This is a genomic window from Delftia sp. K82 (assembly GCF_002193035.1).
GTDB lineage: Bacteria > Pseudomonadota > Gammaproteobacteria > Burkholderiales > Burkholderiaceae_C > Comamonas > Comamonas acidovorans.
Map to the genome: position 1 here is coordinate 2,338,512 of NZ_MYFL01000001.1, position 14,098 is coordinate 2,352,609.

Sequence of the window (14,098 nt, forward strand, 5' to 3'; positions counted from 1 at the left end):
CCGCCTGCCTCAGCCCTGCGACTGCGGATTCGCAAACCCCGCCACCTGCTCGTAATGGCGGGCAATGGCGCGCAGCTCATCCTGGCTGATCAGCTCGTCGATATGGCCGAAGGGCTGCCCGCCACTGAGTTCGTCCGCCTTCATGATGATGAAGTCGGGCGGCGTGGAGCGGTTGGTCAGCACCACCTGGCTGGTGGCGGGCAGGCGGCTGGCCTCATAGGCGGCCAGCAGCGCCAGCGGGTCGCCCTGCGGATCGGCAGCAAGCAGGTCGGCCAGCACCCGCGCATCGCGCATGGCCTGGGCCGAGCCGTTGGAGCCGCGCGGATACATGGGGTGGGCGGCATCGCCCAGCAGGGTCACGCGGCCGAAGCTCCACTGGTCCACGGGGTCCTTGTCCACCATGGGGTACTCGAAGATGGTCTCGGCCGAGCGGATCAGGGCCGGCACATCCAGCCAGTCGAAGCTCCAGCCGCCAAAAATCTCCAGCACATCCTCCATGCGCCCGGCGCGATTCCAGTCGTTCATGCGCATCTGCGGGTCGCGGATCTCGGCCACCCAGTTGATGCGCTGCATGCCCTGGCCGTCGACGTTGTCCTCGATGGGATAGATCACCATCTTGCCGGTATCGACCGAGCCGATGCGCAGATAGCTCTTGCCCGTGAGGATGGGCTTGAAGCGCGAGACGCCGCGCCAGGTGTTGATGCCGCCGAAGGCCAGCTCCTCCTGCGGATAGAACTGGCGCCGCACGGCGGAGTTGACGCCATCGCAGGCCACGACGATGTCGGCCGTGGCGGACCGCGGCACATGGCCCTGGGCATCCGGCGCGAAATGCACGGTGGCGCCATGGGCCGACTGGTCCACGCGCACGCAGCGGTGGCCCGTGTGCACTGCGCCCGGGCCCAGGCGCTGCACGGCGGCTTCGAAGAGAACGCGGTGCAGGCGTCCCCGGTGTATGCCCAGCTCCGGCAGCTCGTAGCCCGCATGGCGGCCGCGCGGCTCGCGGTAGACGAACTGGCCATAGCGGTTGAAGAACACGCTTTCCAGGTTCTCGATCGCCTGGGCCTCCAGCTGCGGCTGCAGGCCCAGGTCGCTGAGTTCGCGCATGGCATGCGGCAGCAGGGTAATGCCCGCGCCGATCTCGCGGACCTCGGGCACGGCCTCGAAGACTTCGCAGGCAATGCCTCTTTGATGCAGGGCCAATGCCAGGCACAGGCCTCCGATGCCGCCCCCCACGATCGCTACTTTCATCCGCTGACTCTCCATGCTTCCTCCAGGGCGCCTTGGGCGCCCGTCCCGCCTACTCGGCGGTAATCCCCCGCGCCTTGACCAGTTCGGCCCAGCGCCGGGCGTCCTTTTGCACCAGGGCCTTGAACTCGGCCGGCGTGCTGCCTGCCGGATCCATCCCCTGGGGCGCGAAGGCATGCCGGACTTCCTCCGACGCCAAAATCGCGCGAATCTCGCGATTGAGGGCATCGACCTGGTCCGCCGGCATGCCGGCCGGCGCAAACACGCCGTACCACATATCCACGTTCACATCGCCCGCCTTGGCCTCCTTGAGCGTGGGCACATCGGGCAGCAGCGGGTGGCGCCGCTGGCTGCCAATGCCCAGCGCGCGCAGCTTGCCGGCCTTCACATGCGTCAAGGCCACATGAATGGGCAGGAACATGCATTCCACCTGGCCGCCCAGCAGGTCCGTCAGCGCCGGCCCTGTTCCGCGATATGGGATGTGCGTGATCGACACCCCGGCCGTGCTCTTGAAAAGCTCCATCGCCATATGGTGCGGAGTGCCCACTCCCGGCGACGCGTAATTGATGCGGCCCGGCGAGGCCTTGGCCGCCTTCACCAGATCGGCCGCCGTCTGATAGGCGGAGGCCGTGGGCGTCACCAAAATCAACTGCCCCCAACTGGTCAGCGTCACGGGTTCGAGGTCTGTCAGCGGATTGAATGGCAATTTGGGATACAGCGATGCATTCATCACCAGGGTATTCACTGTCACCAAAAGCGTCTGGCCATTGGCGGGCGAGCGCACAACGGCCTCGGTGCCGATATTTCCAGAGGCGCCCGGCTTGTTCTCCACCACCACGGGCCGGCCCTGGCGCTTGGCCAGCAAAGGTCCGATGGTTCGCGCTATCGTGTCGATTCCAGTCCCCGGAGTGAAAGGCACAATCAATTTCAGAGGCACACTCTCGGTACTGGCGATGGCACCTGCTACGGGTAAACCCAATACTCCCAATCCGCTCGTCTTCAAAAATTGCCGTCTGCCAACAAAATTTCGCATGTAGACCTCTTTTGTAGTTAGCATGCAAACGCATGGTAATCATGCACCAGAATGGGCACAATTGGTGGAAATCGAATGAATACTGGACACCTCTGCAAGAATACTAGACGCATATGGACACGATGACGCCTGCACCACTGCCGCTATATCAGCGCCCTGGCTTTTTGCTGCGGCGCGCCCACCAGATTTCGGTCGGCATTTTTGAAGAGCAATGCCGCCCCCTGGGGCTGACGCCGCCACAGTACGGCGCCCTGGTCCTGATCGACGCCTCCCCCGGCTCCGACCAAAGCTCCCTGGCGCGCGCCATGGGCTTTGACAAGGTGACCACGCTGCGCCTGGTGCGCGGGCTGGAAGAGCGCGAATACGTGCACCGCGCCCTGAGCACGCGCGACCGCCGCCAGCACGAACTGACGCTGACCGACAAGGGCCGCGCCCTTCTGGCCGCCAGCGTGCCGCTGGTGGACCAGGCCTACCACCGTCTGGTGTCCCCGCTGGAAGACGGCGAGCTGCAGGAGCTGCTGCGCCTGCTGGCCAAGCTGGAGTCCGGCCTGGGCGCCAATGCCCGCGTGAAGCTGGAGCCGCTGCGCAAGCCCGGCGCCCGCGCCGTTCAGCCCCCTGCTCCTGTGGCTGCTCCTGCCGACGACGCCCGCCTGCCGGCCACCGGCACGGACTGAGTCGCTGACCGCCTGAACCAGCATGGCCTGCGCCTGCCGCAGGCCATGCTCTTTTTTGCGCCAACCTGTGCAAAAACGCACATGAAGACTGCACATATCTCCATTGCTTGCGAAAAACCGCACAGCTACCATGCGATGAACGCCCGGCGCACGCATGCCGGGCTGACACCACCGCAACAGGAGACAAGCCATGAATGCATCCACGTCCGCCAAGGTTTTGGCGCCCACGGTCAAGCTGCTGATCAACGGCAAGCTGGTCGAATCCCAAAGCACCCAATGGCGCGATGTGGTCAACCCGGCCACGCAGGAAGTGCTGGCCCGCGTGCCCTTTGCCACGCCCGACGAGGTCAACGCCGCCGTCGCCAACGCCAAGGAAGCCTTCAAGACCTGGCGCAAGACCCCCATTGGCCAGCGCGCCCGCATCTTCTTGAAGCTGCAGCAGCTGATCCGCGAGAACATGAAGGAGCTGGCCGCCCTGCTGACCGCAGAACAGGGCAAGACCCTGCCTGACGCGGAGGGCGACGTCTTCCGCGGCCTGGAAGTGGTGGAGCATGCGGCCAACATCGGCTCGCTGCAGCTGGGCGAGCTGGCCAACAACGTGGCCAACGGCGTGGACACCTATTCCGTGCTGCAGCCCCTGGGCGTGTGCGCGGGCATCACCCCCTTCAACTTCCCGGCCATGATTCCGCTGTGGATGTTCCCCATGGCCATTGCCACGGGCAACACCTTCGTGCTCAAGCCCTCCGAGCAGGACCCCATGGTCACCATGCGCCTGTGCGAGCTGGCGCTGGAAGCCGGCATTCCGCCCGGCGTGCTGAACGTGGTGCACGGCGGCGAGGACGTGGTCAACGCCATCTGCGACCACCCCGATATCAAGGCCATCAGCTTCGTGGGCTCCACCAAGGTCGGCACCCATGTCTACAACCGCGCCAGCCTGGCCGGCAAGCGCGTGCAATGCATGATGGGCGCCAAGAACCACGCCATCGTCATGCCCGACGCCAACAAGGAGCAAACGCTCAATGCCCTGCTGGGCGCAGCCTTCGGCGCGGCAGGCCAGCGCTGCATGGCGCTGTCGGTGGCCGTGCTGGTGGGCGATGCACAGAAGTGGATTCCCGAGCTGGTGGAAAAGTCCAAGACCCTCAAGGTCAGCGGCGGCACCGAGCCCGGCACCGACGTGGGCCCGCTGGTGTCCTGCGCGGCGCTGTCGCGTGTGGAAAGCCTTATCGAACGCGGCCTGGCCGACGGCGCCAAGCTGGAGCTGGACGGCCGCAAGCCCCAGGTGGCCGGCTACGACAAGGGCAACTTCGTCGGCCCCACCGTGTTCAGCGGCGTCAAGCCCGGCATGAGCGTGTATGACCAGGAAATCTTCGGCCCCGTGCTCTGCCTGGCGGCTGCCGACAGCCTGGACGAGGCCATCGAGTTCATCAACGCCAACCCCAACGGCAACGGCACGGCCATCTTCACGCAGTCGGGCGCCGCGGCGCGCAAGTTCCAGGAAGACATCGACGTGGGCCAGGTCGGCATCAACGTGCCGATTCCCGTGCCGGTTCCGCTGTTCTCCTTCACGGGCAGCCGCGCCTCCAAGCTGGGCGACCTGGGCCCCTACGGCAAGCAGGTCGTGCTGTTCTACACGCAGACCAAGACCGTCACGGCGCGCTGGTTCGACGACAGCACCACCAGCCAGGGCGTGAACACCACCATCAGCCTGCGCTGATGCACGGGTGGGCGGGCCTGGATTGATCCGGGGCAGGCCCCGGCTCTGGGATGATGGCGGCATGCGTTTTCCAATGACCGCCTCCCTCTCTCGGGGCCTGGGTGCCGCCTTGCTCACCGCCCTGGCCGCCCTGCCCCTGACCCTTCACGCGCAGGCCGGTGCAGCCTGCGACCCGGCCTCCACCGCCGCCGCCAGCCGCAATGCCTGCGCGGTCCAGGCCTTCCAGGAGGCCGACACCGCGCTCAACATCCGCTACCTCGACGTCATGCAGCAACTGCCCCAGGGCAAGCGCACGGGCCTGCGCCACGACCAGAACGGCTGGATCAAGGGCCGCACGGCACGCTGCAAGGCCGCTACGCGCGACAGCGAAACCCAGCCCGAAGGACCGCGCCTGTACCACGAATGCCTCACGGCCGCGACACAGGAGCGCATGCAGGCGCTGGAGCGCTGGCTGCAGCACTGACCGCCGCACGCACCGACAGGCATCGACAGGCGCCCACAGGCCCCGAAAGCCACCCCCAGAACAACAAGGGCCCCAGAGCCCAACGCAGGAGACAAGCCAGCCATGGACTTCGAACTCAACGACGACCAGCGCGCCTTTGCCGAATCGGCCCGCGCCTTTGCCCAGGCCGAACTCGCGCCCCATGCCGCGCACTGGGACCGTGAATCCATCTTCCCGCGCGAGGCCATCGCCAAGGCGGGCGAACTGGGCTTTTGCGGCCTGTACGCGCCCGAGAACGCCGGCGGCCTGCAACTGCCGCGCCTGGACGCCACCATGGTCTTCGAGGAACTGGCCGCCGTCGATCCCTCCACCACCGCCTTCATCACCATCCACAACATGGCCACCTGGATGCTGGGCACCTGGGCCACCGACGCCGTGCGCGCCGAATGGGGCGAGGCCCTGACCAGCGGCCGCAAGCTGGCCAGCTACTGCCTGACCGAACCCGGCGCGGGCTCGGACGCCGGCTCGCTCAAGACCCGGGCCGAGCTGGCGGGGCATGAATACATCATCAACGGCGCAAAGGCCTTCATCAGTGGCGCGGGCAGCACCGACATGCTGGTGCTGATGGCCAGAACGGGCGACGCAGGCTCGGGCGCCAGCGGCATCTCCGCCTTTGCCGTGCCCGCCGACCTGCCCGGCATCAGCTACGGCAAGAAGGAAGAAAAAATGGGCTGGAACAGCCAGCCCACGCGCGTCATCAGCTTCGACAACGTGCGCATCCCCGCCCAGAACCTGCTGGGCCGCGAGGGCGAAGGCTTCAAGATCGCCATGAAGGGCCTGGACGGCGGACGCATCAACATCGCCACCTGCTCCGTGGGCGCCGCCCAGGGCGCGCTGACCCAGGCCCAGCAGTACATGCACGAGCGCAAGCAGTTCGGCAAGCCCATTGCCAGCTTCCAGGCCCTGCAGTTCAAGCTGGCCGACATGGCCACCGAACTCGTGGCCGCGCGCCAGATGGTGCGCCTGGCCGCCTCCAAGCTCGATGCCGGTGCGCGCGACGCCTCCACCTACTGCGCCATGGCCAAGCGCTTTGCCACCGATGCCGGATTCATGGTCTGCAACGAAGCCCTGCAACTGCACGGCGGCTACGGCTACATCCGCGAATACCCGCTGGAGCGCCTCATGCGCGATGCCCGCGTGCACCAGATCCTCGAAGGCACGAACGAAATCATGCGCGTCATCATCGCGCGGCGCATGCTGGAAGGCGATGCGCCGGACATGATCCGCTGATTCATCCACATCCAGCCCACGCCATGCCCGCCCGCCCGCTCTCCGACACCACGCTGCACCTCATAGACGCCGTGCGCGAAGCCCTGGCCGGCTGCGACGACGTGCAGGAAAAGCGCATGTTCGGCTGCCATGTCTTCATGGTCAACGGCAAGCTGTGCCTGGGCGTGGAAGACGACGAACTGCTGGTGCGCCTGCCGCCCTCGCAGCACGCGGCCGTGGCCGAGACGCCGGGCCTGCGCCCGCTCTCGTCCAAGGGCCAGATGGACGGCTACTTCTTCATCGGCCCCGCCGCCTACGCCACGCGCCAGCAGTGGCAGCACTGGATTGCCCAGGCCCTGGCCTTCAACCCCCACGCCAAGGCCACGCCCCCGAAAAAGCGCAAGCCCCAGGCCAGCGAACCCGCGCCCGCCGATGCAAACACGCCGCCAGCGCCGCCCGCCCCGGCCGGGCGCCGCACACGCAAGCACCCCATCTTCGGCGACGAATAAGCCCCCTTTGCAGGAGAGTCCCATGCCCATCCGCATCGTCCAGCTAGGCAGCCCCCGTCACGCCGATGAAGGCCTGCGCATAGGCACCGTGCGCCGCCCGCCGCGCGGCGTGCCCAAGGTCGAATTCGCCAGCCGCGACTACTACGACGTCTGGTACCCCGAACTCTCGCCCCAGCCCGACACCATGCACACCGCGCTCGAATCGCACCGGCTGCAGGACCACGGCCAGCAGGCCGATGCAGACAAGCTCTGGCAGCAATTCGTGCGCAAATTCCGCAAGGAAATGGCCGAACCCGCCGCCAGCCGCACCCTGGACCTGCTGGCCGCCCTCTCGCAGCACAGCGCCTTCGCCATCGGCTGCTACTGCGAGCAGGAGGCGCGCTGCCACCGCGGCATCCTGCGCTCCCTGCTCAAGGAACGCGGCGCCGACATTGCGAACGGCGACAAGGACACCGGCGACATGAAACCCGGCGAAAAGTACACCGGCGACACCGGCCACTGAGACACACCACAAGCTTCACAACACAGGAGACAAGCACATGCAGATCGCATTCATAGGACTCGGCAACATGGGCGGCCCCATGGCCATCAACCTGCACAAAGCAGGCCACACGGTCAAGGCCTTCGACCTGTCCAAAGACGCCTGCGCCAAGGTCGCTGCAGAGGGCGTGACCATTGCCGCCAGCGCCGAAGACGCCGTGCAGGGCGCCGAAGCCGTGGTCTCCATGCTCCCCGCCAGCCAGCACGTGGAAGGCCTCTTCCTCGGCCGTGACGGCGCGGCCGGCCTCCTGCAGCGCATTGCCAAGGGCGCGCTCATCATCGACAGCTCCACCATCGCCGCCGCCACCAGCCAAAAGGTCGCCAAGGCCGCACAGGCCGCAGGCATCGCCTTCATCGACGCACCCGTCTCCGGCGGCACGGGCGGCGCCATTGCAGGCACCCTCACCTTCATGGTCGGCGGCAGCGACGCCGACCTGGAGCGCGCCCGCCCCCTGCTCGAAAAAATGGGCGCCAACATCTTCCACGCCGGCGCCGTGGGCGCGGGCCAGACCGCCAAGATCTGCAACAACATGCTGCTGGGCATCCTCATGATCGGCACCAGCGAAGCCATCGCCCTGGGCGTGGCCAACGGCCTGGACCCCAAGGTCCTCAGCGAAATCATGCGCCGCAGCTCGGGCGGCAACTGGGCCCTGGAAAAATACAACCCCTTCCCCGGCGTCCACGAAAACGCCCCCGCCTCCAAGAACTACGCAGGCGGCTTCGGCACCGACCTCATGCTCAAGGACCTGGGCCTGGCCCAGGAAAACGCCATGGCCGTCAAGGCCTCCACGCCCCTGGGCGGCATGGCCCGCGCCATGTACGCCATGCACTCCATCGCAGGCAACGGCGCCCTGGACTTCTCCAGCGTCATCCGCTCCCTGCAAAAGAACGGCTGACCGCCAGGCACCCGAACCCGCTCCCAATCCCGTATGCCCGCGCCTGCGTCGGGCCGCCTGCGGGGTTGCAGTCCTGCCGAAGGACAGGACTACCTCGTCATCTGACTCGCCGTGATGTTTGAGTGAAGCGCGCAGCGCGCAACGAGTTTCACGGCGAACCCCGCAGGCGGCCCGACGCAGGTTGCCCCGCAGCGCAGCGAAGGGGTCGCGGGCATTCGGGTCGCCTTCTTTGATCTGACCTTTCTTGGCGAATCAAGAAAGGGCAGTCGGCTGCCGGGCCGAAACCCGGCCTCGAAAAACAACCACCCGGCAGGGTCAAAAACAAGAAACCCCGACCGGGGTTTTCTCTCTTCAGACCCATGGCAGCCCTACGTAAGCTGCCACCGCCACCATCAGCCATTCCACAGAACACCCGCCAGCAACCATGACCACTACACCCCCCAACTTCGCCCCCATGCCCACCGAGGAAGGCTACTTCGGCCCCTACGGCGGCCAGTTGGTCCCGCCCCACCTCAAGCAGGCCATGGACGACATCAACACCGCCTACGCCGAGATCACCAAACGCCAAGACTTCCAGCAGGAACTGGCCCAGCTCTTCGCCGACTACGTGGGCCGCCCCAGCCCCATCTTCCACGCGCGGCGCCTGTCGGAGCAGCTCGGCGGCGCACAGATCCACCTCAAGCGCGAAGACCTCAACCACACCGGCGCCCACAAGATCAACCACTGCCTGGGCGAGGCCCTGCTGGCCAAGTTCATGGGCAAGAAGAAGGTCATCGCAGAAACCGGCGCCGGCCAGCACGGCGTGGCCCTGGCCACGGCCTGCGCGCTGGTGGGCATTCCCTGCGAGATCCACATGGGCCAGGTGGACATCGAGAAGGAACACCCCAACGTCACCAAGATGCGCATCCTGGGCTGCAAGCTCGTGCCCGTCACGCGCGGCGCGGCCACGCTCAAGGAAGCGGTGGACAGCGCCTTCGAGGAATACCTCACCAACCCCACGGACTACATCTACGCCATCGGCTCCGTGGTCGGCCCCCACCCGTTCCCGATGATGGTGCGCGACTTCCAGAGCATCATCGGCCGCGAGGCGCGCGAGCAATTCCAGGCCAGGCACGGCAAGCTGCCCGACCATGTGGCCGCCTGCGTGGGCGGCGGCTCCAACGCCATGGGCATCTTCACGGCCTTCCTGGGCGATGCCTCGGTCAAGCTCGTCGGCGTGGAGCCCTCGGGCGAAGGCACGGACAAGCCCGGCCGCCACGCAGCCACCCTCAGCATGGGCAAGCCCGGTGAAATCCACGGCATGAAGTGCTACGTGCTGGAAAACGCAGACGGCACGCCGGCTGCCGTGCACAGCATTGCCTCGGGCCTGGACTATCCGGGCGTGGGCCCGCAGCACAGCTACCTCAAGGACCTGGGCCGCGTGCAGTACGAATCCGTCACCGACAAGGAATGCCTGGACGCCTTCATGCAGCTGTCGCGCGTGGAAGGCATCATCCCCGCGCTGGAAAGCGCTCACGCCGTGGCCTGGGCCATGCGCGTGGCGCCCGGCCTGCCCAAGGACCAGCACATCCTCATCAACCTCTCGGGCCGGGGCGACAAGGACGCCGACTACGTGGCCAAGGTGCTGGGCCTCTGAACGCAGAGCCTGCGCTGGATCAAACCGCAGCACACCGGAGGGGGCAAAGGGCGCCCTCTCCGACAACCGCTCTCCGGGACGGTGGAGACAATGGCCCCGACCGTTGTCTTGTCCAACCCCATTCCCGGAAGGAGCCACACCCATGAAGCCTGCCCCGCTCGCCCGCACTGCCGCCCTCTCCATCGCCCTGGCCCTGACCTGCGCCACCGCCGCCCTGCCCGCCGCAGCCAAGTCGGTGGCCGAATGGCAGACCATCACCAGCCAGGCCAAGATCCCGCTGGAACAGGCCATCACCCGCGCCACCCAGGCCGTGCCCGGCAAGGCCATCGAAGCCCAGCTGGACGACGGCGACGGCATGGGCCCGCGCTACGAAATCGAAGTCATCACCCCGGCCGGAGACAGCGTGGAAGTCTGGGTCAACGCCATCACCGGCCAGGCCGCCCAGCACAAGAACGACGGCGCCGCCAAGCGCAAGGACCGCCAGCGCCTGGAAAAGGCCAAATCCACCATAGAGCAAGCCATCCAGGCCGCCACCCGCCACACCCCGGGCACGCCCGTCAGCGCGGAATTGGACTCCCACTGGGGCCAGACCAGCTACCAGGTCGAAGTGCTGCAGGCCAACGGCACGCTCATGGAAGTCAAGATCGACGCCGTGGGCGGCGAAGTCATCCGGGCCAAGAAGGACTGAGTCTCGACCCCAACCCGGCAGCGCGCTTCAGCATGAGGCGCGCTTTTTTACGCCCATTTTTTGCCTCGGTCCTGCCATATTCGCAGGCCATCCACGCCTGCTGCACTCTTCAGGCCAACGCCACCGACACCCCCTCATCCGCAAACCGCTTCGCGGCCCTGAGCAGGTAGCTCACGGCATAAAGAATGGGGTCGTCGGCCTCATCGCCATTGAGATGCTCCACCACCTCAATGGCATAGCCCAGGTTCACCGCCGTATCGTGCAGTAGGCTCACCAGTTCCTTGTCCTCAGGCTCCAGCGACTGCGCCTGATCGGCCTTCACGTAGTAGATGCGCAGCAGATCGCGGCACACGCAATTGATGGCCGTGACCTTGTGGCGAGCGTGCAGATCCAGCACATCCAGCGCAGCGCCCATGTGCAGGACGGCGTCTATGGCGAGGTCTTCGAGTTTGGGTGGGGGTGTGGTGGCTAAGGCTTGCTGCTCCATCTGCGCTCCTGTCGAGAGTTGCTCAGCGCCCAAGATCACTGGGCAAATGCGACGCCCACCTGCTGGGAGTGTCGTCGTCGCTTTACAAAACTCCAACTATAGGTGGAAGACTGTCTGCACGCAAACCGGGAAGCTTTGCTCACTTTAGTGAGCAAATATGACAGAACTTGATAAAGCCTTTGGAAGCCTGTTGCGTGAGCTACGCAATGAGCGTGCACTGTCCCAGGAGACCCTTGCCGCCGAGGCCGGGCTGGCGCGCAACTACATCAGCCAGTTGGAGCTTGGTAGCAAATGTCCGAGCTTGCGGTCTGTTTTCAAGCTGTGCAAGGTGTTGGGGGTTGCGCCGGGGGATGTGGTGGGTGAGGTGGATAGGCGAGCAAAACTATCTGGAAGTAGCACCTATTGAAGGATTTTGGTCAACCTAAAGCAGAAAGTCATCACCGATTAAATAAAGAAAATTAAATCAGACCCTAGCCCAAGATGGGAATGGATTCTGCACGAATTTCTGAATTCTTTGTTGACATTAAAATAACTACTACCAAGATCTTCGATCAAAATAAAATTGATAAATGATGAGATACATCTCCATAGCTACGGAATGGTACGGTGCCGTTGAATACTTAACTATCGACCTGTCGAAGGCACGCTCAAGGCCGACGACTCGTGAGCGCTGGCTGGGTCACGATCCCGGCTGGGTACAGTATTTAACACACTGCAAAGTAGTCAATCTAGACAACAAACGTTTTAGGGTAATTCTCGACTATCTTCGAGATGAAAATCAATCCCTATGGGATTTCGACACAAGGTATGGGAAAGCCACCTATGAGCTTGATCTCGGATCGAAGCAAAGCGCCGCCGCCCACTGGCTGGACAATAAAGACGATGATTATTCTGGCCATGCCAAGGGTTGCCAAATCCTAGCTCTCGGAGAACCGCTAACCGTTGATGAAATAGTATTTGAAGAGGTCAAGCGAATTCGGCGGAAAAAGGCTAGCGCACTTCGCAACAAGCTGTATGGCCTAGACAGTGGCTGCTGCGCACTTTCTGGCGAGACCGCGAAGGAGGCACTCGATGTGGCGCACATACTTGAGGTGCACCAGTCTGGAAGTGATGCGCTCGCGAACGTCTTCCTCCTGCGGACCGACCTGCACCGCTTGTTCGACAGGGGCCTCCTCGTTTTTTCACCAGTGACCGGGCACCCCACCTTCAACGGACTCTGTGAGGGCAGCCTTTACATTGAGGAATTCCAAGGAAAGAAGCTTCCGCAGCAGATTCTTAGCAGGGTGGCGAAGGCATTAGCGAACCGCGCAATGGTTCGGTAGCGCAGCGGCTAAGAGCCGCTAACACCACCGACCCACTAAGCGCGAACAGATGATAGCTGCCGCTAATTTCAGCAAAGATTCGTGGATGTCCAGACGCTTCTCGCAGCCTATGCCTAGCTTGCCAAAGCCTGCAAACGAGCCTTGCGTTCTCCCCGCAGCGATGCCTGCCCAGTCGCTTGTTGCTCCCTATACTTCGTCTGGCAATACGGCTGGCGATGCCCCGCTGTCTCAGGTGGGTGCGGCAACGCCGGTAGTCATAGCCATCGCGCATCGACTCGGTGAGCCTTGACCCATCTACTCTGAGTCGCACCGAGACAGTCGCGAGATGGTTATAAGCAAAATTCTCTGGTGGCACCTTTGCGGTACCCCTAAGCCAATTTTAACCATCGAGCAGCTTAGGGCATCGCCCCTTTCAAAGGGAATTATGCATGCCACCTGTATATTGGCGGCGCACTGCTGCCTTGCCCCCGACCAAGATATGTATCTTTACTCACATATGCAATCAAAGACTTGCTATTTTTGAGGATCAGAATGTCTCGACCTATGTACATGCTAGTCAACCAATTTGCCATCCGAAGCTTCCGCGAGACAGCAGACAAGGACTACATTACTGCGCGGATGGCTTATAGAGCACGACTAATACAACCTTACAGGTGGTCCGCTCTGCACTGCCTAGAGAAATATGTCAAAGGCATTCTTTTGCTAAATCGCATAGATGCCAAAAATTTAGGACATAGCGCACTTCCCGGTATAGAGAGAATAAATAAACACGGCAAGTTTAAAATCGATCTCACTGCGGCCACAGTTAGCTTTATAAAGAATCTCGAAGACGATGGAGCAGAAGATCGGTACTATTTGGTTTCGTACGACATTGAGCCACTCGACATCATTCGATTTGATCGCGCAGTTTGGGAACTCAGAAGGTACTGTCAGTCGCTAGACTACGAAAGCACCGACATGAACGGTAATGCCGTGAACATGCTGCCCCATGAGATTGAACGTATACATCAAGCAAAGGACGAATACGAAAAGGGGACATGTATTACGGGAGGCTTCCTAGAACAGATTGTCGAAAATAAAGATCATCCAGCCCGTGAAGCACTAATCTGGAAGAATCTGTTCTTCGGCTTATCACGGCGTAAAGGCGTAAAAATTCACCCGGACTGGGAGGCTGGCAATTCGCCGTTTTTCCTTAATCCCGAGATAATCGATGAGGTGGTCAAGTACGTGACCATACCCAAAGATATCGCCGAGGGCGTACGCCAGTTCGCAAGGCAGAAGGCAGCGGAGAAGGAAAAGTCAGAACGGGATGCAAAGAAGGCAATGAAGTTTACATTCGAAAAAATTGAAGATATTTATTAAAAACCAGCTAAAACAGTCCTTCTGCCACAACATTTCTCCTTTGTTTTGACCGCTTTGGGTCGTGAATTCGCATCGATTTAAGCCGCACCCGTACACCTCGAAAACCATCCAAAGCTCGATAATACGGGATATGCTCCAGGGCCTAAATTTTTCGGCAGGGCAGTTCGCACCTCACCCCCTCGTGTTAGGCGTTTACGCAAAAACCAAGGCTCAGGGGTGCACTTTCTTCACCATAGAAATTGCAGTGGCTCCTCTCTAATATCTGACGGCGGAACGCTCTA

The 14,098-nt window shown here is 63.1% G+C and carries 15 protein-coding genes and 1 pseudogene; 12 read left to right on the forward strand and 4 right to left on the reverse strand.

Annotation, left to right across the window (positions count from 1 at the left end):
* Nucleotides 1–9 precede the first annotated feature (9 nt).
* Both KDK82_RS10345 and KDK82_RS10350 read right to left on the reverse strand, forming a co-directional pair.
* Nucleotides 10–1,248, reverse strand: coding sequence for a flavin-dependent oxidoreductase (locus KDK82_RS10345; RefSeq protein ID WP_088164800.1), 1,239 nt, complete (start codon nt 1,246–1,248; stop codon nt 10–12).
* Between the two features lie 49 nt (nt 1,249–1,297).
* Nucleotides 1,298–2,278: a tripartite tricarboxylate transporter substrate binding protein gene (locus tag KDK82_RS10350; protein ID WP_088164801.1), complete on the reverse strand. Its 981-nt coding sequence runs from the start codon at nt 2,276–2,278 to the stop codon at nt 1,298–1,300.
* Between the two features lie 113 nt (nt 2,279–2,391).
* Between KDK82_RS10350 and KDK82_RS10355 the strand changes: the two genes are divergently transcribed.
* From KDK82_RS10355 to KDK82_RS10395, 9 genes are all read left to right on the forward strand, one after another.
* Entirely contained in the window at nt 2,392–2,952 is a 561-nt protein-coding gene (locus tag KDK82_RS10355) for a MarR family winged helix-turn-helix transcriptional regulator (RefSeq protein ID WP_088164802.1), read from the forward strand.
* A 190-nt stretch (nt 2,953–3,142) separates the two neighbouring features.
* On the forward strand, nt 3,143–4,666 hold the full coding sequence (locus KDK82_RS10360; protein ID WP_012205523.1) for a CoA-acylating methylmalonate-semialdehyde dehydrogenase: 1,524 nt from the start codon (nt 3,143–3,145) through the stop codon (nt 4,664–4,666).
* Nucleotides 4,667–4,739: 73 nt separating this feature from the next.
* Entirely contained in the window at nt 4,740–5,129 is a 390-nt protein-coding gene (locus tag KDK82_RS10365; RefSeq protein WP_034367521.1) for a lysozyme inhibitor LprI family protein, read from the forward strand.
* A 102-nt stretch (nt 5,130–5,231) separates the two neighbouring features.
* Nucleotides 5,232–6,398: an acyl-CoA dehydrogenase family protein gene (locus tag KDK82_RS10370; RefSeq protein ID WP_016446004.1), complete on the forward strand. Its 1,167-nt coding sequence runs from the start codon at nt 5,232–5,234 to the stop codon at nt 6,396–6,398.
* Nucleotides 6,399–6,421: 23 nt separating this feature from the next.
* Nucleotides 6,422–6,886 (forward strand): TfoX/Sxy family protein, encoded by a 465-nt coding sequence (locus tag KDK82_RS10375; protein ID WP_088164803.1) that lies wholly within the window; start codon nt 6,422–6,424, stop codon nt 6,884–6,886.
* A 22-nt stretch (nt 6,887–6,908) separates the two neighbouring features.
* On the forward strand, nt 6,909–7,388 hold the full coding sequence (locus KDK82_RS10380; RefSeq protein ID WP_088164804.1) for a DUF488 domain-containing protein: 480 nt from the start codon (nt 6,909–6,911) through the stop codon (nt 7,386–7,388).
* 37 nt (nt 7,389–7,425) lie between these two features.
* Nucleotides 7,426–8,322, forward strand: coding sequence for a 3-hydroxyisobutyrate dehydrogenase (mmsB, locus tag KDK82_RS10385; RefSeq protein WP_088164805.1), 897 nt, complete (start codon nt 7,426–7,428; stop codon nt 8,320–8,322).
* A 424-nt stretch (nt 8,323–8,746) separates the two neighbouring features.
* Nucleotides 8,747–9,958, forward strand: a complete 1,212-nt coding sequence (gene trpB / locus KDK82_RS10390; RefSeq protein ID WP_088164806.1) for a tryptophan synthase subunit beta — start codon at nt 8,747–8,749, stop codon at nt 9,956–9,958.
* A gap of 142 nt (nt 9,959–10,100) precedes the next feature.
* Nucleotides 10,101–10,646: a PepSY domain-containing protein gene (locus KDK82_RS10395; protein WP_088164807.1), complete on the forward strand. Its 546-nt coding sequence runs from the start codon at nt 10,101–10,103 to the stop codon at nt 10,644–10,646.
* A gap of 109 nt (nt 10,647–10,755) precedes the next feature.
* Here the strand turns inward: KDK82_RS10395 and KDK82_RS10400 are convergent, their stop codons facing one another.
* Complete coding sequence (locus KDK82_RS10400) at nt 10,756–11,061, reverse strand: hypothetical protein (RefSeq protein ID WP_306417380.1); 306 nt, start codon at nt 11,059–11,061, stop codon at nt 10,756–10,758.
* A 229-nt stretch (nt 11,062–11,290) separates the two neighbouring features.
* On the opposite strand from KDK82_RS10400, the gene KDK82_RS10405 reads away from it, so the two are divergent.
* Nucleotides 11,291–11,539, forward strand: coding sequence for a helix-turn-helix domain-containing protein (locus KDK82_RS10405; RefSeq protein ID WP_088164809.1), 249 nt, complete (start codon nt 11,291–11,293; stop codon nt 11,537–11,539).
* A 166-nt stretch (nt 11,540–11,705) separates the two neighbouring features.
* Nucleotides 11,706–12,455, forward strand: a complete 750-nt coding sequence (locus KDK82_RS10410) for an HNH endonuclease signature motif containing protein (RefSeq protein ID WP_218827069.1) — start codon at nt 11,706–11,708, stop codon at nt 12,453–12,455.
* An 18-nt stretch (nt 12,456–12,473) separates the two neighbouring features.
* Here KDK82_RS10410 and KDK82_RS31960 read toward each other — a convergent pair.
* Nucleotides 12,474–12,717: pseudogene (locus KDK82_RS31960) on the reverse strand (IS5/IS1182 family transposase); the annotation flags it as partial.
* Nucleotides 12,718–13,004: 287 nt separating this feature from the next.
* Here KDK82_RS31960 and KDK82_RS10415 point away from each other — a divergent pair.
* Nucleotides 13,005–13,817: a hypothetical protein gene (locus KDK82_RS10415; RefSeq protein ID WP_143343447.1), complete on the forward strand. Its 813-nt coding sequence runs from the start codon at nt 13,005–13,007 to the stop codon at nt 13,815–13,817.
* Nucleotides 13,818–14,098: the final 281 nt, after the last annotated feature.